The organism is Pedobacter suwonensis (assembly GCF_900111825.1).
Classification (GTDB): Bacteria; Bacteroidota; Bacteroidia; order Sphingobacteriales; family Sphingobacteriaceae; genus Pedobacter; species Pedobacter suwonensis.
Genome location: NZ_FOJM01000007.1, coordinates 62,982 through 80,249, shown reverse-complemented (window position 1 = coordinate 80,249; position 17,268 = coordinate 62,982). Strand labels below are relative to the sequence as shown.

Genomic DNA, 17,268 nt, shown 5'->3' with positions numbered 1-17,268 from the left:
TTTTGTCCAACATCTTTTAAACATTAATTTTAAGGATAAAGGATTTACAATGCATATCATTAAATTAACTCTTATTTTTTGCCTGTTATGTTTTACGTGTTTTGCACAAAAGAAAAAACATGCAACTCCCGCTCCGCCACCGATTGAACCTCCATCAGAAGCAGATTATAATGTTTTAGAAAAACGCATGGCTTGTTTGTACCGTAATAAATATTCTTCCATCGAGCGATTAAAGTTCTTTCCTTTTAACCAAAATAAAACGGTGATGCTAATCTCTTTTGAACCGCCCGATATCAGCGCCGAGATTATTTATAAAGATACCTTTAAAGATACAATCAATACCCAGGTTAAGAACGAAGTTCATGATGCATTGCTACAAAAAAAACAAAAACTAGATCTAGCAAGATTGAAAGAAAAAAAGGTGTTGTCAGCTTTGGAATTAAATAAACTTACTGATATCCTCTATAACTTTAGTTATACCTCTACCAAAAGCTACAAAGGATTACTGATAGCAGAGTCAGATGGATACCGCTGTTACGAGCCACGAAATGGAATCGTATTTTTAGATGAAAATGGACTGATTGCAGAATACATAGAAATCTGTTTTGAATGCCATCGCAGAAGAGATAGCTCTGAAAAAATGAATATTGGAAAATTTTGCACAGAGAAATATGATCTGATCAGGAAATATTTCCGAAATAATGGCATTAAATATGGCACAACTAAACTGACTGAATAAATTAAACCGTGAGATACAACGAAACCCTTGCCCTCCGGGTGGCTGAAAGACTGATGCATATACCTGATATAGAAGAAAAACTGATGTTTTCAGGATTGGTGTTTATGGTAAATGGCAAAATGTGCATCGGTGTTTCCAAAGCCGGTATGATGGTCCGGATCGATCCAAATGCTTTAGAAAACTTATCACATAAAGATGGCTGGGAACAAATGGTAATGGGTGGCAGACCGATGAAGAGTTATATTTCGGTATCAGAAAATGTTTTAGTCAGAAATGATGAACTTGATTTCTGGGTTAAACTTGCCCTCGATTTTAACCCCTTTGCAAAAGCGTCAAAAAAGAAATAATGAGTGTAAAGCCTAAAAGATTGACCAAAACAACTAATTTATATTAAGCCGTATTTTTTGATTAATTTTACCTTTCTAATCAAATTTTATGAAAAAAGGAGCTGCTCTAGCGGTATTTCTGCTATTTATCTCATTAATTGCTCTGGCTCAAATTAAAAAAAACGCCACATCACCTGCAATCAAAGCAACAAATACACAACAATTAAAGGCGCAGGCACCCGAAGGGCATTATTGTGATTATTGCAACTGAGTTATCCTGAATCGCATTTCCCATGCATCATGAAATCCATTAAAGGCAAACTGGATGTAACAAGCGGAGAAATCAGTTTTGTAGCCGGGCAACCTATTGGTGGCATAGTGGTAAAAGCAGTTAACATTCCGGCAGGTGAGGCAACTAACCTTGTAACTAATCAAAATGGAGAAATAGAATTTAACAACGCCATCACAGGGAATTATAAATTTATTATTATGGTTCCTTCAAATAATCCCAGATCGCGGGTAGCCGGATCACCAATTGGCGGTATTATTGTTAAAGGCGGTAAGAATCCTGGCGGAAATTTAATCACCCTAATTACAAACGAAAATGGCGAAATAGAACTGAATAACCTGCCTGCAGGCACCTATAAATTCACGGCCATGGGGGCTTCCGAAACCGAAAAAAATAATCCCTTATATAAATCAAATCATTCTGAAAAGATAAATCCTTAGTTAAAAACTAAAACCATTTGATTTAAGTTTCGTTCTATTTTTGGCACTATTATGGAATCTTTCAAATCTGTGCATCTTTAAATTGTTACTCATTTAAAACACACATGATGAAACGTTTAAATTTAATATTGAGCTTTGCATTTCTTTCGATCGGATTTCAATCTTTCGCCCAAACCGACAAAGAAACTACAATTAAAATTGTAGCAGATAAAAATTACAACTTTATAGCTAACACAGCCACGCCAATGGCCAACAATGACATTAACAGAATATTGGCAGCAATGCCAGGCAGTCAGGCAGGTTCTTCAATAAACCTAACCGGATCTCAATACGATGTTAAGGTTACCAAAGACAGTATTGTGGCTTATCTACCTTATTTTGGCAGGTCTTTTTCTGCTCCGATGGATCCGACACAAGGCGGAATTAAATTTACTTCAAAAAATTTCACCTATAAAGAATCCAAAAATAAAAAAGGCATGTACACCATTCAAATTGAAACAAAAGATGTAGTAAGAGAAAATTATCGGTTTACAATCAATATTTCTACCAACGGATATGCTTCATTAACGGCCAGCAGTATAAATAAACAGCCCATCTATTTTAATGGATATCTGGAAGAGCCCAAGAAAAAGGATTAAAACTTTGTTATTCTTAAAAAGAATATATTTTATAAAAATAAAATAAGTGACAGATAAATTTTATTTGGTAGTATCCTTCGATCGATCGTCATTCCCAACTTGATTGGGAACCATAAAGAGCCTACGAATGCCCCTGAATAAAAAAACCACTTATCAATAATCTTAATGCAGGCGCTTTAAGATTTCCACAGCGAAGAATCTAAAAAGAGTCGCCAGGCTAATCAGGGAAAGACAAACTTACGGAATACATTTTTGTGTTCTTTAAGAGTTTCCCTAAAACAATTTCAACATCAAAACGATTATCTATGTAAAATCTTAACGTTATGATAGACCCAGAAAACGATAATTATTCGAACGATCCTAATGATGCTTTACGCAGAGAGGATGATGTAGAAAACATCAATGAAATTAGCGGTGATGATACGAGCATTGAATACGATAAAGATTTGCTGGAACAAGCCGATGAAGCTTCAAGAGCCTCTTATGAGTTGAACCTAGATGATGAGGTGGATGAAGATGAACTAGAAGATTAACAAAAAGCCTTTCAGATGCGAAAATCCGAAAGGCTTTTTAAATATTCAGGCCCGATGTTATGGTTCAGCCTTAACCTTATACCCTTTACCTGAAACCACTACTTAGCTTTATAAGTTTCAGGATCGACTGCTGCTCTTGTCCACCCTTTCAAAAATGAGGTAATTTTCTTTACATCATGTCCTACTTTCTTTTTACCGTTAGCACCAACTTCTTCCGTTTCTAAATAAGATGAATTTTCAATGTGTAATACTTTGCCTTTACCATCAAGAATTACGAATACCGGAAAACCAAAACGTTGGGGATAGCCTAAACCAGCCAGAACACTTTCATTTTTATTTTCAGGGCTATAGTTAACCAGCACCGTCTCGAAATTATCGTTGATGTATTTTTTTAGCGTTGCTGTGCTATCAATCAGGTTATGAAATGCGATACACCAGCTGCACCAGTTACCGCCAACCTGTAACAAAACATGCTTATTTTCTTTGGATGCTTTTGCAACCGCAGCAGCAATATCCGCTTTAGCATTTGCCTGCGGGTTATAGATGTGAACACTTTCCTTTTTTGCCTGGCTAAAAGCCGCGGTCGAAATCAATATTGTCGTTAATAAAATAACTAATTTTTTCATGATTTTTAGAATAATAAGCAAAGATAATAAAGTCTATAATTTTAATAGATTATTCGCAAATTCTTTACAGAGGATCAACATTATTGGTCATTGGTCATTGGTCATTGATCATTGGTCATTGGTCATTGGTCATTGGTCATTGGTCATTGGTCATTAATAGAACTTGGTGTTGCGGAAAGGTTTAAAACCATTCGCATTTTTCCATTAATCCTTTTACATCGTCCATTTTACATTTAACTATCTTTGCATTAGAAATGGATTTCCTAGATATACATACCCATAAAGTTGCCACTCAAAATGGAGTAATCAGCATTCAAAGCCTGTCACTAACCCAGGATATCTTTTTAGCCTTGCCGAAAACGAAACCCATTTCGGTTGGTTTACATCCATGGTTTGCTAAAATTGAACATCTTGACCAGCAGATGAAATACCTAAGTGTCGTGGCCAATCAAATCAATGTAAAACAGATTGGTGAGTGTGGTTTGGATCGATTAAGGGGCGAAAACCTGGAGAATCAGATCATAATTCTGGAAAAACAGATCGAATTGGCAGAAAAGATCAGAAAACCTTTGATTTTGCATTGTGTTAAATGTTTCGCTGAATTAATCGAGATTAAAGATCGCTTAAGGGTTAAAGTACCTATGATTATCCATGGCTTTAATAAAAACGAGGAACTTGGCAAGCAACTGCTGGATAAAGGATTTATACTTTCTTTTGGTTTGACTATCTTGAAAGAAAACTCCGGTGCAGCGAAACTGATTCAAACCACCAGTAATTTTTTCCTGGAAACGGATGATGCTGATATTTCGATTGAGGAAATTTACCGGGCAGCAGCCATTTTAAAAAAATGTACTGTAGATGAACTCAAAGCTCGTATTTTTACAGACTGGAATAAACTAAATTTAATATAGCGCTGTCATTCTGAGCCTGTCGAAGAATACAGCTAAATACACAAATATGTCTGATGTTAGCTGGCTTTCGCGCTCTGCCCTGCTTGTAGGTAATGATGGGATAGATAAACTTCAATCAAAACATGTTCTGGTAATCGGCTTAGGTGGGGTGGGTTCTTTTGCCGCCGAATTTATCTGCCGTTCCGGAATTGGAGAAATGACGATTGTTGATGGTGATGTGGTTGACCCCACCAACCGAAACAGGCAATTACCTGCTCTGGCTACCAATCATGGAGTAAGCAAAGCTGCCATTATGCAGGAACGTTTATTGTCCATAAATCCTGAATTAAAACTGCATGTAGTTAATACCTTTCTTACGCCAGAGAAATGCAGGGAAATTTTAGAAGCCGATTTCGATTACATTATGGATTGTATTGATAGTGTGATGCCTAAAATTACATTGTTAGGAACCGCTTTGGAGAAAAATATTCCCATTGTAAGTTCAATGGGTGCTGGTGGCAAAATGGATCCTACCCGTTTAAGAATTACACTGCTTCCGGATACTTATCAATGTGTTTTTGCCAGTTATGTGCGGAAACGCCTGAATAAACTTGCAAACGCGGCAAAAATAAAAGCTGTTTTCTCTACCGAAGAAATGGATAAAAATTCCATGATTATGACTGACGGGAGCAATTTTAAACGCTCTGCTTATGGTACAGTTTCTTACCTGCCTGCAGCATTTGGTGGTGCATGTGCTTCGGTAGTAATCCGCGATTTGCTTGGCCTCCCAATTGAAATGGCCGAACGGCCTGCAAGGATCAGCCATAAAACATTAGCCAAAAAGAAGAAAAAACCGTAAATGGACACATTGTTGATATCATGATTTCGGAAAAATTTTAAATTGTTGTAGTTTAGGATAGTGTAACAACCCGAAGCAAAAACATGAATGATATCAATAACTCCTTCCGATCTAGGCGCCCAGCATTCCCCTCTACCAGAGGGGTGTCCGCAGGACGGGGTGTTGAAAGAGACGTTACAAAAAGATATTATAATTAATGGAACAACGCTAAAGCCAGCACCAATAATCAAGTTACCTTATCAACCTCGACTAAAAGAAAGGGCAAAAGCACTTAGGCAAGCTGGGAATTTACCTGAGGTATTATTTTGGATGCAGGTAACCAAAAAGCAATTTCATCAAATAGATTTTGACAGGCAGCGTATAATTGGAAATTATATCGTTGATTTTTACATCAAGCAACTTGGTTTAGTAATTGAAATTGATGGCAGCAGTCATGATGATAAACAGACTTATGATAAACGGAGAGAAGCATATTTAACTTCATTAGGATTAAAGATTTACCGGATTACGGTTGATGATGTAATGAAACAAATGGATTTTGTAATGATGGGTTTGGAAGAGTACATTATTAAAGAATATGGAACTCAACTATCCTAAACTATTAAATAAAAGAGATTAAACCACCCCGCCCTTCGGGCACCCCTCCAAAGGAGGGGAATAAATACAACATTATGCCCCAGCCCCTCAAAATTCTTCAAGCCTCTGCAGGTTCAGGTAAAACGTTCAGTTTAACCGCACATTATCTTACCCTGCTTTTTAGCAGCGAGAATAAATATCGGGAAATTTTGGCCGTAACCTTCACCAATAAGGCTACAGAAGAAATGAAAACCAGGATACTGGAAGTGCTACTTGGACTGGCAAAAGGCGACTCATCAAAAAAAACTGATGACTATCGGAAACTTATTTTACAAGCCTATCCGATATTAAGCCCACAAGAATTACAGATCAAGGCAGATAAAATATACCGTAAAATCCTGCATGACTATAGCCGTTTCTCGGTAAGTACCATTGATGGTTTTGTTCAAAAAGTAATCAGGGGTTTTGCTTTTGAGCTGGGCTTAAATGCCGATTATAATTTAGAAATGAATTATGACAAGGTAAAAGATGATCTGGTAAACAAACTGGATGAAGCTTTAGATCATAACAAACAGCTGTTACAATGGATTATCGACCTCGCCATTGAGCGCATTAGCGATAACAAGAGCTGGAACTATAAATTCGAACTTTACAATCTGATTGGCGAAATTTTCTCCGAACGTTTCCAGATTTTTGAAGATGCGGTTAACACGCTTGGCTTAGAAAACATTGATGAATTATTTAAAAAATACATCAGCATTACCAAGGCAGAGATAAAGAACTTTGAAGAAGAATTAGTTTCGCTGGCAACCGAGGCAAACGAAGCTCTAGATGTAATCGGGGTGGAAACCGAGCACCTGAAGGGAAAATCGAGAAGTCCGCTGGCTAAAATTATTCTTGTTGTCAGGGGCGATTTTTCGAAGATTGAGCCACTTTTTAACCTGATTGATGAACCTGATGAATGGTTTCAAAAAAATGCAAATTTCCCTGAAGCCTATGATACGGTAAATCCAATATTAAAAAAGTTAAAAACGCATTATTTAACCCATTTACCAAACTACAGTCTGGCGATTGCCTTTAATAAAAATCTTTATTATTTAAGGTTAATGCAGGAAATTGCCATGCTTTTAAAAGAATACAGGGCCGAAAATGATAACCTGCTGATCAGCGATGCACAAAAACTGATTTCCGGAATTACAGAAGATGCCGGAGATAACCCATCCTTTATCTGGGAAAAAGTAGGCAACCGTTACCGCAATTTTTTGTTTGATGAATTTCAGGATACTTCTACCAGTCAGTGGGGAAGCTTTAAATCCCTACTGACAAATGCTATGGCTACACCGAGCCAGGATCTGATCGATCACCTGATAGTTGGCGACACCAAACAATCTATTTACCGCTGGCGCAACGGCGATTGGAACATCTTGCACAAACATGCTAAATTAGATGTTGGTGCAGAAAATGTATTGGAAGAAAGTTTAGCTGAAAATTACCGGAGTGCCGAAAACATCATCACATTTAATAATTTCCTTTACAAGGCCATTCCCATAACCTTGCAGAATAAACTGAATGAAAATCTGGCCACCAAACCTGAAAGCATTGCCAACTGGTGGCAAGAACAAAATTACCAGCAGATTATAACTGATATTTATAGTGGCTCTACCCAGAACTTTGCTACGAATACCTTAAAAGGTGGAACAATTAAGATTAAAAAGTTTGGCAAAGACCATGCACCAAATGAATCGCGTTTCACAGAAACCATTTTTAGGGATATTGCATTAAACGATATTGTTGAAGAAATAAATGATCTCAAAAACCAACAGCAATATGCATTAAAAGATATTGCCATTTTAGTTCGATCGAACAGCGAAGCACTACTTACTGTTAAAAAATTAATGGAGCATAACTTACCTGTTTTGTCAGGAGATGCCTTATTGATTTCCAACAATTCGGCCATACAGCTCATTATCAATACACTAAAAGTATTAATTGGTTTAGAAGCACAAACAGCATTATACAAAGCCAATTGTATAGCACTTTACCACACCCTACATGAAAAAGAGATTGATGCCAGTTACTACCTCAACCTTACCAATAAACCTTTAAGCACGCTTACCACGGTTTTACCGGTTGCTTTATGCGAAAACTGGCAAAGCTGGTTACAGCTACCCCTGCCTGAACTGGTAGAGATTTTAATTGAAAGTTATGGATTAAAAAATCTCACCACCAACCTACCTTACCTACTTGCGTTTAGAGATTTAACCGCCTCAGCCGCAAAACTTGGTGAAAAAGGTATTCTTTCATTTTTAACCTGGTGGGAAGAAGATGGCATTAAAAAATCATTGCCTTCTCCGGACGGGGCTGATGCCATACAGATCATTACCATCCACAAATCGAAAGGCCTGGCTTTTAGGGCGGTTTTTGTCCCTTTTTGTAATTGGGAAATCAAGGGCAAAGCCAATGGCAATTTCTGGGTATCTTCAGAAGAAACGGTTTACAAGGACCTAAAAGGCATTCCACTAAAATACAATGAAGAGCTGGCTGATTCGGCAATTGCGAAAGCCTATTACGAAGAGCTGCTTTACAACAACATGGATGCATTGAATATGCTTTATGTAGCCACTACACGATCCAAAGATTATCTTTACATTGCTACGATGGCTAAAAAGGAATTGAAATTATCCAATATGGGCGATGCCATCAATTTCACTTTTGATGAGCAGTTTGATGAAAGCGGCGTGTACGAAATTGTAGAGCCTGTAGTTGTTGAAAATAAGATGAAAGACGCTAATTTCATCAACCTAAATAGTTATCCAACCACAACGCGCCTATCAGAACTTTATATCCCATCTGAAGACAAACACTTAAAGCATTTGGTAAATATTGAAAAATCAGGAAGAAAAGGTTCGTTGCTGCACGATATCCTGGCCAGCGCCAGCACACAGAAAGAAGTTGATGACTATACCGCCAACCTTGTTTTGCAGGGAATTATCAAGGAAGAAGAAAAGCAGAAACTAAATAGATCTGCACTTGAAGTATTGAACAATCCCGAACTTAAAGAAATTTTAGGTAACGCAAGCGAAAGCATTGTAGAAAAAAACATTATCGATGCTAATGGGAAATTGCACCGCCCTGACCGGGTTTTGATTAATGAAAATGAGGTGATTATCCTTGATTATAAATTTACCCTGGAAGAAAGCGATAAACATATTGAACAGGTCAATAATTACAGGGTTTTATTGACTGAAATGGGTTACCAGAATATCAAAACCTATCTTTTCTATGCAGTTAAAGGCAAATTAAAATTAGTATAATATGCAGATTAAACCATTTTTACAGGAAGTTGCCGAAGATTTAGTTGCCCGGTTTGGAAATCAGCTGGAGAACTGCGCCATCGTTTTTAACAATAAAAGGCCATCGGCCTATTTACAGAAACACTTTGCAGATATTATCGGCAAACCATTTTTCAGTCCGTCTTTTTTTACCATACAGGAGTTCTTTGCCAGTTCTACAAGTTATAAAATAGCCGACTTTTACCTGCAGTTTTTTACGCTACACCGCATCTATAATCAACTACTTGCAGAAGAAAAACTGGAAACTATTTCCAGTCATAAGTTTTTTCCGTTGGCAAAAATTATCTTAAGCGATTTTAATCAGATTGATGCCGATTTGGTTGATGCAGAAAAATTATACAGAGATCTGGAAGATATATCAGTTATCAATAAAGATTTCGATTATTTAAGCCCGGAGCAATATGAGTTTCTTGCCCAATTCTGGACTTCTTATTCCGAAGGAAAACATAAAAAGCAGCAGGAACTGTTTATCAAGATGTGGCGCAGGATGCCGAAACTTTACCATAAATACCACGCAACACTTAAAGAGCAAGGTTATTTAACCAATGGTTCTGTTTACAGGTATCTGGCTGATGACATTACCCGTCATCAGGAATTCATCTCGAATTTTGATAAGGGCAAGATCATTTTCATTGGATTTAACGCTTTGAGCAGTGCCGAAGCTAAAATATTTACCCAGTTACAGGAAGCAGATAAAGCGCTATTTTATTTCGATGCTGATACGTATTATTTAGATGATATTTCGCAGGAAGCAGGCTTGTTTCTTCGTAAAAACATCAATCAACTTGGCTTGAAGAATGAGTTTGCCAATCAGGAAAGTTTAATGAAATCTGCTCCGCACCAGGTAAATGTTTTTAAGGTGCAGGGGCAATCTGCGCAGGCTAAAATACTAAATAATATTTTAGAAGAAGATTATACCAGCGCGGAAACGGTCGGAAAAACAGTTGTGGTTTTAGCAGATGAAAGCCTGTTGATCCCCACACTGCAAACGATCCCCACTAACCTGAATGGAAAAGCGATTGACCTCAACGTAACTATGGGTTTTGCGTTATCAACTTCAAGTATTTTTGGTTTGGTTGATTTGTGGTTGATGAGTCAGCTGGAGATTTTACAGCGGGATAAAGTAAGTTACAAAAATGTAGAAGCTTTTTTAACACATCCGCTAACGGGCCTTAGCCAAAAAATGCGCGATAAAATTTTAACCGCATTATTGGAAGAAAATCAGGTAGAGATCGATCACAAACGCCTTTTACGTCAAAGTGGGCTGTTCGAAGCTTTTTATAAGAAAATCGATGATCCACAGCACGTGGTCACCAATTTGTTAGATGTACTGGATTATGTGTTAACCCGGTTATCAAATGCAAAAACACTTAAAAAAATCGATGCGGAATTATTTGTAAAAACTATACAAGAATTAAACAGGCTGCATGATACTTTTAGCAGCCACATCGGTAAAGAAGAAATTCCTTTTGTAATTTACCTTGTACAAAAATCACTACAGGCTATTGCAGTACCGCTTTCAGGCGATCCTTTAAATGGCATACAAGTAATGGGACTGCTTGAAACCAGGAACCTGAATTTCGATAAGGTGGTGATTTTGGGTTTCAATGAAGGTATTATTCCTAAGTCATCCATTGGCAATAGCTTTATTCCAGATTCTATACGTCGTGTTTACGGCCTGCCGGTTCTTGAAAATCTTGATGCTATTTCAGCCTATATGGTCTATCGTCTATTACAACGCGCAAAGAATATCAATTTTGTCTATAATAGTTTAACCGACGAATCTACTTCAGGTGAAGCCAGCAGAATTTTAAAGCAACTGGAGTACGAAAGTGGTTTCGATTTTACCTATAATGAACTTAATCTGGAAGTAAAAACCGAGCCTTTTAAGGAAGTAAAAATCGAGAAAACCAGTAACGCCTTTATTCAGGAAACACTTCAAAAATACCTGGATAAAAAGAAGGTGCTATCCCCTTCTGCACTTACCCAATACATTTCTAATCCCATAGATTTCTTTTTCAATTACATTGCGGGTATTAAAGAACCTAAAGAGATCAGTGCAGTGGTAGAAGCCAACGAAATCGGTTCCATTCTGCACAAAGTGATGGAGTATTTTTACGAGGATCTAAGGTCTGCTGAAATTACTGCAGCGCATATCAAAGAGAAACGTAAACAGGTACCAGCATTGATCCAAAAAGCATTCAATGCTGTCATGTTCAAAAACCCTGACATGATCATGGAATACAAAGGCATGCAAAAGGTTATTTTATCTATTGTAGAGGCTTATGTAAATATCATTTTAAATCAGGACGAAGCACAAACCCCATTTATGATCATTAGTCTTGAACAAAAGGTAGAGGCCGAGATCAGTTTCCCGTTACGAGGAAAAGAAGCCAGTATCAAAATCTTTGGCTTTATTGATCGTGTGGATGTTAAAGATGGCGTGACGAAAATTATAGACTATAAAACTGGCAGCGACAAACTCACGTTTAAAGATATTCCCGAGTTGTTCAACTCTGATGGCAAACATATCAATAAAGCACTGATCCAAACCTTATTATACACCTATGCTTACGAACAGTTCTCGGGCAAAAGTTTTGTAGAACCAAATCTGTATGTGGTAAAAACCATGAGTGTAGACGGCGTATGGTTTAAATCGGGCAGGCAAACGCTATCAGGAGCTTATTTGGAAGAGATTAAACCGGAATTTCTTGATGAATTAAGAAAAAAGCTGACCGAACTCTTCGAAGCTCCCTATTTTGTGGCCAGCAAAGTTGAGGAAAACTACAAATATTCTATTTATAAAACTTTGTTTGGGAAATAGTTGCAACCGCAAAGAAATGAAGTAAACCGCAAAGAGCGCTAAATCCAAAGTAAAATAACCACCGAGCACACTGAGGAAGAAGCACAGCGTACACCGTGTTGAATTGAAATATTAGCTTAATGATCTCTGTGTTCTCTGTGGTAAAACAAACTTTGCATACTTTGCAGTAATCTCTTAAATTTAAAAATGCTAACTTTAAATTTCACCAATTTTCCTATACTCGAAACCGAGCGCCTAATTCTTCGCGAACATGACCTTAACGATGCCGAGGCTCTCTTTAACATGCGTACGAATGAGACCGTAATGAAGTATATTGATAGGGAAAGACCAAAAGATATTTTTGAAATTAAAGATTTTATTTCCCGTTTTAGAAATGGCTACGAAAATGGGGATAACCTGGCCTGGATAATAGCCTTAAAAGATGAGCCGGGGCAAATGATTGGTTCTATCGGATATTGGCGTACCGACTTCGCCAACCATAGGGCAGAGATTGGTTATATGCTACATCCTAATTATTGGCGGCAGGGAATTATCTCTGAAGCCTTGAAACGAACCATCGATTTTGGATTTAATGAAGTTAACCTGCATACCATCAGTGCAAATATTAATGTAGAAAACGATGCTTCCAGACAGATGCTGATCAAACATGGCTTTAAAAAGGAAGCACATTTTAAACAAGATTATTATTTCAGAGGCCGGTTTCTTGATAGTGAAATTTATGGATTATTGAATCCAAACCACTAGTGCTAAATAATGTAGTCGTCATCATGGCTGAAATGAAGGACGCACAGTAACTTTAGCTTCGCTGCCCACTTCATGGTTCGCTACCTCATTGCAATCCGCTCCAAATAACTGCAGTGCAAGAGGTAGTTATTTCGTAAAAAGTACCAATATTAATACAAAAAAGCCCAACAAAAACGGAATTGCCCAATAATATTTCCTCATTACAGGAATTATTAAAAAAATCGGTTAAAAAAACATCAACTAATTAGACAAAACACTTATAATTATTACAAAACATAGGCATTTTAGCCTTTGGTTTCAAAGCGATTAATAATTATATTTGCCACCGTTATTAAAATTTACAATGAGAGAAATCCAATTTAGAGAAGCACTTCGCGAAGCCATGAGCGAAGAAATGCGTAAAGATGACCGCGTTTTTTTATTAGGTGAAGAAGTAGCAGAATATAACGGTGCATACAAAGTAAGTCAGGGTATGCTTGATGAATTTGGCGCAAAACGAATTATCGATACCCCGATTGCCGAATTAGGTTTCGCAGGTATTGCAACTGGTGCAGCTACAGCTGGCCTTATTCCAATTGTAGAGTTCATGACATTTAACTTCTCTTTAGTTGCGATCGATCAGATCATCAACGGAGCGGCTAAAATCTTATCAATGAGCGGTGGTCAGTTTTCATGCCCTATGGTTTTCCGTGGTCCAACCGGTAACGCAGGTCAGTTAGGTGCGCAACACTCTCAAAATTTCGAGAACTGGTATGCTAACACACCAGGTTTAAAAGTAGTGGTTCCGGCTACTCCTTACGATGCAAAAGGTTTATTAAAACAATCAATCCTTGATCCGGATCCGGTTATTTTTATGGAATCGGAAGTGATGTATGGCGATAAAGGCGATGTTCCTGCAGAAGAATACTATATCGAACTTGGTAAAGCTAAAGTAACCAAAGAAGGCACAGATGTAACCATTGTAACTTTTGGTAAAATGTTAACACGTGTGGTAAATCCTGCTGTAGAAGAGTTAGCCAAAGAAGGAATTAACGTTGAAGTGATTGATTTACGTACAGTACGTCCTATTGATTATGCAACCATTATCGAATCGGTTAAAAAAACAAACCGTTTGGTTGTGGTAGAAGAGGCTTGGCCGTTAGCGTCCCTTTCCGGTGAGATTGCCTTCATGGTACAAAAACATGCATTCGATTATTTAGATGCACCAGTTCTACGTATTACCTGTGCAGATGTTCCACTTCCATATTCACCAACTTTAATTGCAGCGAGTCTACCAAATGCAGAACGTGTTGTTAAAGCGGTAAAAGAAGTAATGTACGTTAAAAAGTAGAATATCATCCGATAGTTTATTGGTTCTGAGCATAACGAAGAACCTATTTAGATATAAATCCTCCAAGCAACTTGGGGGATTTTTTTTTTACAGTAACATTAAAATATCAAATCATCCCAACTTATTAACCAGTTTAAGGAATAATTCTTTGCGTTTAAAAAAAAATGATTTATTTGTGCAACCAAAAAAGCGCTTATGAAAACTATTAAAATTTGTGTTGCACTTTGCTTATTCATCCTAACTATCAATGAAAATCTATTTGCTGCTAACAAATTAGTAAATCGTTTTTCCAATACGCAAGCGTCTGAAGTTTATGCCCTTATAGAACGTATTTTGCCTGGTAATTCAAACTCCTTCCTAATCGAAACTATTGCTGATAAGAAAGGGGTTGATAGTTTCTATTTAGCTAGTCAGGATGATAAAATTTTAATTAAAGGAACTAATGCTTTATCGATAGCTAAGGGCTTAAACCATTATCTTAAAACATATTGTCATACATCAATAACATGGTATGCGAATGATAAAATCGAAATTCCAAAACAATTCCCAAAAGTTTCAAGTCCGGTTGCCGAAGTTTGTAGATTCGAAAATCGGTTTTTCTTAAATTATTGCACATTCGGCTATACTACTTTATGGTGGAAATGGAGAGATTGGGAGAGACTAATTGACTGGATGGCACTGAACGGTATAAACATGCCTCTTGCGATAACCGGCCAAGAATATGTCTGGCAGAAGGTATGGAAGAAATTTGGCATGACGGAGGCCCAAAGCAGGGCATTTTTTACTGGTCCATCTCACTTGGCATGGCAAAGAATGGGCAACCTGGACAGGTGGTTAGGCCCATTGCCACAAAGTTTTATCGATAATCAATTTGAGCTTCAGAAACAGATCTTGAAAAGAGAGCGTAGCTTCGGAATGAAACCAGTTCTTCCTGCTTTCGCGGGCCATGTTCCATTTGACTTAAAACAAAAGTTCCCAAATATTAAGTTAACAAACCTGGGTTCGTACGATACAGGGAAACAAAATGATGCCTATTTTCTAGATCCGATGGATCCGTTGTTTATTAAGATACAGAAAGCATACCTGACAGAACAACAGAAGTTATTTGGAACTGACCACTTTTACGGTGCTGATCCGTTTAATGAGATGGATCCGCCAAGCTGGAAACCAGGCTATTTAGCAAATGTTGCAAGAACCATTTATAGTGGAATGAAAGCGGTTGATAAAGATGCGGTTTGGATCCAAATGGGTTGGACTTTTTATTATGACCGAAAGCATTGGAACAATCCTACTTTAGAAGCTATGATAAAGGCGGTACCGAAGAACAAAATGATAATTTTAGAATATTTTGGAGAGAAGGCAGAGTTATGGAGAACAACAGATGCCTTTTTTGATGCTCCTTATATTTGGTGTTATCTGGGAAATTTCGGCGGAAATACTCAGTTAGCAGCTCCATTATTGAAAGTATCAAAGCTTCTTCCAGCTGCCGAAAAAGATCCAAACAAAAGACAGATGGCAGGTATTGGAACAACACTTGAAGGTTTCGGAGTGAACGATTTTATGTTTGAATGGTTATTTGACTATGCATGGAATGCTGATGCAGAAAATACAACAAAGTGGATTAAAGATTACGCAAACAGCCGCACCGGAAATAAAGATGAAATTATTGAAGCAGGTTGGGCTAAATTACTTCCATTGATTTACAACAGCCAGGTATCTGGAGTTGGTCTGGGCAATATCATCCAATCCAAACCGATGTTAAAAAGAAATGGATCATACTCTTCTTTAAGCAGTTATGATTATTCAGCACTAGCCTCAATTTTACCAGTTTTCCTAAAAGCAAATGAAGAGTCGAATAGGAACGCTCGCTTTGAACGTGATTTGGTTATGCTAGAAAAACAGGTACTGGTAAATTTAGCATTATCATTTAGAGATACCATTGCAAAGGCATACTACGCAAAAGACGAAAAATTATTTAACCAATACACAAAACATTTTTTATCACTATGTGATGATGTGAATAGCTTGACGGCAACGCAAAGCGAATTAATGCTTGGAAAATGGATAGACGATGCCAGGAGCTTCGGAAAAACTGATGAAGAGAAAAATTACTACGAAAAAAGTGCAAGGGTACTCGTTACAACCTGGGGTGGCGAAGGAAATGGAATTACAGATTATGCAGCAAAAGATTGGTCAGGTTTAATAGCCACTTACTATAAACCAAGGTGGGAACTATTTTTCGATGAATTAAGAAAGACTATTAAATCAGGAAATGAACCCGACATGGCTAGTTTCGACAAAAAGCGTGCAAAATTTGATTGGGAATGGACCGATAAAAATCACAGTACGCAATCTTTTTCTCCAACCCGCGCTCCGAACGCTATTAAAGTTTGTGAAGATTTATATAAAAAATGGATACCATATCTTTAAATTGAACAGGGTTTAAATAAAACCGCCTACAGGATGATGGAGAAAACAGAACCAAAAACCATCGACGAATATATTGCACTATTTCCAATAAAAACGCAGGAAATGTTACAGCAGATTCGAAAAAGCATACAAAATGCAGCACCGGATGCAGTGGAAGTAATCAGCTATAAAATGCCGGCCTTTAAGCAAAACAAGGTTTTGGTATATTTTGCTGCTTATGAAAAACATATTGGCTTTTATCCCACTGGTGATGGAATCGAGGCCTTTAAAGCTGAATTTTCCGACTTTAAATGGAGTAAAGGTGCTGTTCAGTTTCCTTTGAATGAGCCTTTACCTTTAGACTTAATTACCAGAATCACAAAATTTAAAGCGGAAAAAGATTTGGAAAAAGTAAAAAAATAAAATCATCAAATGATAGGCTACCTTATTAGCAAATTGGATAGCGGCCTGTTAGCACGATGGTACAATGTTTAAGGCGCTGAAATATATACACGATGACGATCATTAATCACATCAAGATTATTATTCTTAACATGTTCCCTTGCAACCATAACATGATATTGAAATATTGATTACCCGAAAAATATCTTTTATTTTTTTCGCCTATTTTTCTTCTCGTTAGTCTTCACAGCATTTTCAGTATCTAAATAATCTTTTCCTGTTTCCGACTT

At 37.3% G+C, this 17,268-nt stretch carries 16 protein-coding genes; 15 read left to right on the top strand and 1 reads right to left on the bottom strand.

What is annotated here, in order from left to right; genetic code table 11:
- The first annotated feature begins 49 nt into the window (after window positions 1-49).
- From BM107_RS10485 to BM107_RS10465, 6 genes are all read left to right on the top strand, one after another.
- Window positions 50-739, top strand: coding sequence for a hypothetical protein (locus tag BM107_RS10485; RefSeq protein ID WP_090982999.1), 690 nt, complete (start codon window positions 50-52; stop codon window positions 737-739).
- 8 nt (window positions 740-747) lie between these two features.
- The gene (locus BM107_RS10480) at window positions 748-1,086 is read left to right on the top strand and encodes a TfoX/Sxy family protein (protein WP_134204673.1); all 339 of its coding nucleotides are present in this window, start codon (window positions 748-750) and stop codon (window positions 1,084-1,086) included.
- Window positions 1,087-1,174: 88 nt separating this feature from the next.
- Entirely contained in the window at window positions 1,175-1,336 is a 162-nt protein-coding gene (locus tag BM107_RS24665) for a hypothetical protein (RefSeq protein WP_159435224.1), read from the top strand.
- A gap of 29 nt (window positions 1,337-1,365) precedes the next feature.
- Window positions 1,366-1,794, top strand: a complete 429-nt coding sequence (locus BM107_RS10475) for a SpaA isopeptide-forming pilin-related protein (RefSeq protein ID WP_090982995.1) — start codon at window positions 1,366-1,368, stop codon at window positions 1,792-1,794.
- A 104-nt stretch (window positions 1,795-1,898) separates the two neighbouring features.
- A complete protein-coding gene (locus BM107_RS10470) occupies window positions 1,899-2,432 on the top strand; it encodes a DUF4251 domain-containing protein (RefSeq protein ID WP_244278783.1) in 534 nt (177 codons plus the stop codon).
- Between the two features lie 323 nt (window positions 2,433-2,755).
- The gene (locus BM107_RS10465) at window positions 2,756-2,965 is read left to right on the top strand and encodes a hypothetical protein (RefSeq protein ID WP_090982993.1); all 210 of its coding nucleotides are present in this window, start codon (window positions 2,756-2,758) and stop codon (window positions 2,963-2,965) included.
- Between the two features lie 98 nt (window positions 2,966-3,063).
- Here the strand turns inward: BM107_RS10465 and BM107_RS10460 are convergent, their stop codons facing one another.
- Window positions 3,064-3,591: a thioredoxin family protein gene (locus tag BM107_RS10460; protein ID WP_090982991.1), complete on the bottom strand. Its 528-nt coding sequence runs from the start codon at window positions 3,589-3,591 to the stop codon at window positions 3,064-3,066.
- 254 nt (window positions 3,592-3,845) lie between these two features.
- Here BM107_RS10460 and BM107_RS10455 point away from each other — a divergent pair, with 254 nt between their 5' ends.
- The 9 genes from BM107_RS10455 (at window position 3,846) to BM107_RS10415 (ending at window position 16,999) form a co-directional block, all read left to right on the top strand.
- Entirely contained in the window at window positions 3,846-4,502 is a 657-nt protein-coding gene (locus tag BM107_RS10455) for a TatD family hydrolase (RefSeq protein ID WP_090982988.1), read from the top strand.
- A gap of 46 nt (window positions 4,503-4,548) precedes the next feature.
- Window positions 4,549-5,340 (top strand): tRNA threonylcarbamoyladenosine dehydratase, encoded by a 792-nt coding sequence (locus tag BM107_RS10450; protein WP_090982986.1) that lies wholly within the window; start codon window positions 4,549-4,551, stop codon window positions 5,338-5,340.
- A gap of 87 nt (window positions 5,341-5,427) precedes the next feature.
- Window positions 5,428-5,937: an endonuclease domain-containing protein gene (locus BM107_RS10445; protein ID WP_090982984.1), complete on the top strand. Its 510-nt coding sequence runs from the start codon at window positions 5,428-5,430 to the stop codon at window positions 5,935-5,937.
- A gap of 74 nt (window positions 5,938-6,011) precedes the next feature.
- On the top strand, window positions 6,012-9,230 hold the full coding sequence (locus BM107_RS10440) for a UvrD-helicase domain-containing protein (RefSeq protein ID WP_090982981.1): 3,219 nt from the start codon (window positions 6,012-6,014) through the stop codon (window positions 9,228-9,230).
- 1 nt (window position 9,231) lies between these two features.
- Entirely contained in the window at window positions 9,232-12,093 is a 2,862-nt protein-coding gene (locus BM107_RS10435) for a PD-(D/E)XK nuclease family protein (RefSeq protein ID WP_208864373.1), read from the top strand.
- A 186-nt stretch (window positions 12,094-12,279) separates the two neighbouring features.
- Window positions 12,280-12,837, top strand: coding sequence for a GNAT family N-acetyltransferase (locus tag BM107_RS10430; RefSeq protein WP_090982979.1), 558 nt, complete (start codon window positions 12,280-12,282; stop codon window positions 12,835-12,837).
- Window positions 12,838-13,180: 343 nt separating this feature from the next.
- Window positions 13,181-14,167 (top strand): pyruvate dehydrogenase complex E1 component subunit beta, encoded by a 987-nt coding sequence (locus BM107_RS10425; protein WP_090982977.1) that lies wholly within the window; start codon window positions 13,181-13,183, stop codon window positions 14,165-14,167.
- A gap of 195 nt (window positions 14,168-14,362) precedes the next feature.
- Window positions 14,363-16,597 carry an alpha-N-acetylglucosaminidase gene (locus tag BM107_RS10420; RefSeq protein ID WP_090982975.1) on the top strand — a complete coding sequence of 745 codons (2,235 nt, stop codon included), beginning with the start codon at window positions 14,363-14,365 and terminating at the stop codon, window positions 16,595-16,597.
- Window positions 16,598-16,630: 33 nt separating this feature from the next.
- Entirely contained in the window at window positions 16,631-16,999 is a 369-nt protein-coding gene (locus BM107_RS10415) for an iron chaperone (RefSeq protein WP_244278782.1), read from the top strand.
- The last annotated feature ends 269 nt before the right edge of the window (window positions 17,000-17,268 follow it).

Excerpts from the sequence above, each read along its gene's own strand:
- BM107_RS10445 (WP_090982984.1), top strand. The coding sequence starts at position 5,428 with ATGATATCAATAACTCCTTCCGATCTAGGCGCCCAGCATTCCCCTCTA.
- BM107_RS10455 (WP_090982988.1), top strand. The coding sequence starts at position 3,846 with ATGGATTTCCTAGATATACATACCCATAAAGTTGCCACTCAAAATGGA.
- BM107_RS10430 (WP_090982979.1), top strand. The coding sequence starts at position 12,280 with ATGCTAACTTTAAATTTCACCAATTTTCCTATACTCGAAACCGAGCGC.
- BM107_RS10470 (WP_244278783.1), top strand. The coding sequence starts at position 1,899 with ATGATGAAACGTTTAAATTTAATATTGAGCTTTGCATTTCTTTCGATC.
- BM107_RS10420 (WP_090982975.1), top strand. The coding sequence starts at position 14,363 with ATGAAAACTATTAAAATTTGTGTTGCACTTTGCTTATTCATCCTAACT.
- BM107_RS24665 (WP_159435224.1), top strand. The coding sequence starts at position 1,175 with ATGAAAAAAGGAGCTGCTCTAGCGGTATTTCTGCTATTTATCTCATTA.
- BM107_RS10485 (WP_090982999.1), top strand. The coding sequence starts at position 50 with ATGCATATCATTAAATTAACTCTTATTTTTTGCCTGTTATGTTTTACG.
- BM107_RS10460 (WP_090982991.1), bottom strand. The coding sequence starts at position 3,591 with ATGAAAAAATTAGTTATTTTATTAACGACAATATTGATTTCGACCGCG.
- BM107_RS10425 (WP_090982977.1), top strand. The coding sequence starts at position 13,181 with ATGAGAGAAATCCAATTTAGAGAAGCACTTCGCGAAGCCATGAGCGAA.
- BM107_RS10440 (WP_090982981.1), top strand. The coding sequence starts at position 6,012 with ATGCCCCAGCCCCTCAAAATTCTTCAAGCCTCTGCAGGTTCAGGTAAA.
- BM107_RS10475 (WP_090982995.1), top strand. The coding sequence starts at position 1,366 with ATGAAATCCATTAAAGGCAAACTGGATGTAACAAGCGGAGAAATCAGT.
- BM107_RS10415 (WP_244278782.1), top strand. The coding sequence starts at position 16,631 with ATGATGGAGAAAACAGAACCAAAAACCATCGACGAATATATTGCACTA.
- BM107_RS10465 (WP_090982993.1), top strand. The coding sequence starts at position 2,756 with ATGATAGACCCAGAAAACGATAATTATTCGAACGATCCTAATGATGCT.
- BM107_RS10435 (WP_208864373.1), top strand. The coding sequence starts at position 9,232 with ATGCAGATTAAACCATTTTTACAGGAAGTTGCCGAAGATTTAGTTGCC.
- BM107_RS10450 (WP_090982986.1), top strand. The coding sequence starts at position 4,549 with ATGTCTGATGTTAGCTGGCTTTCGCGCTCTGCCCTGCTTGTAGGTAAT.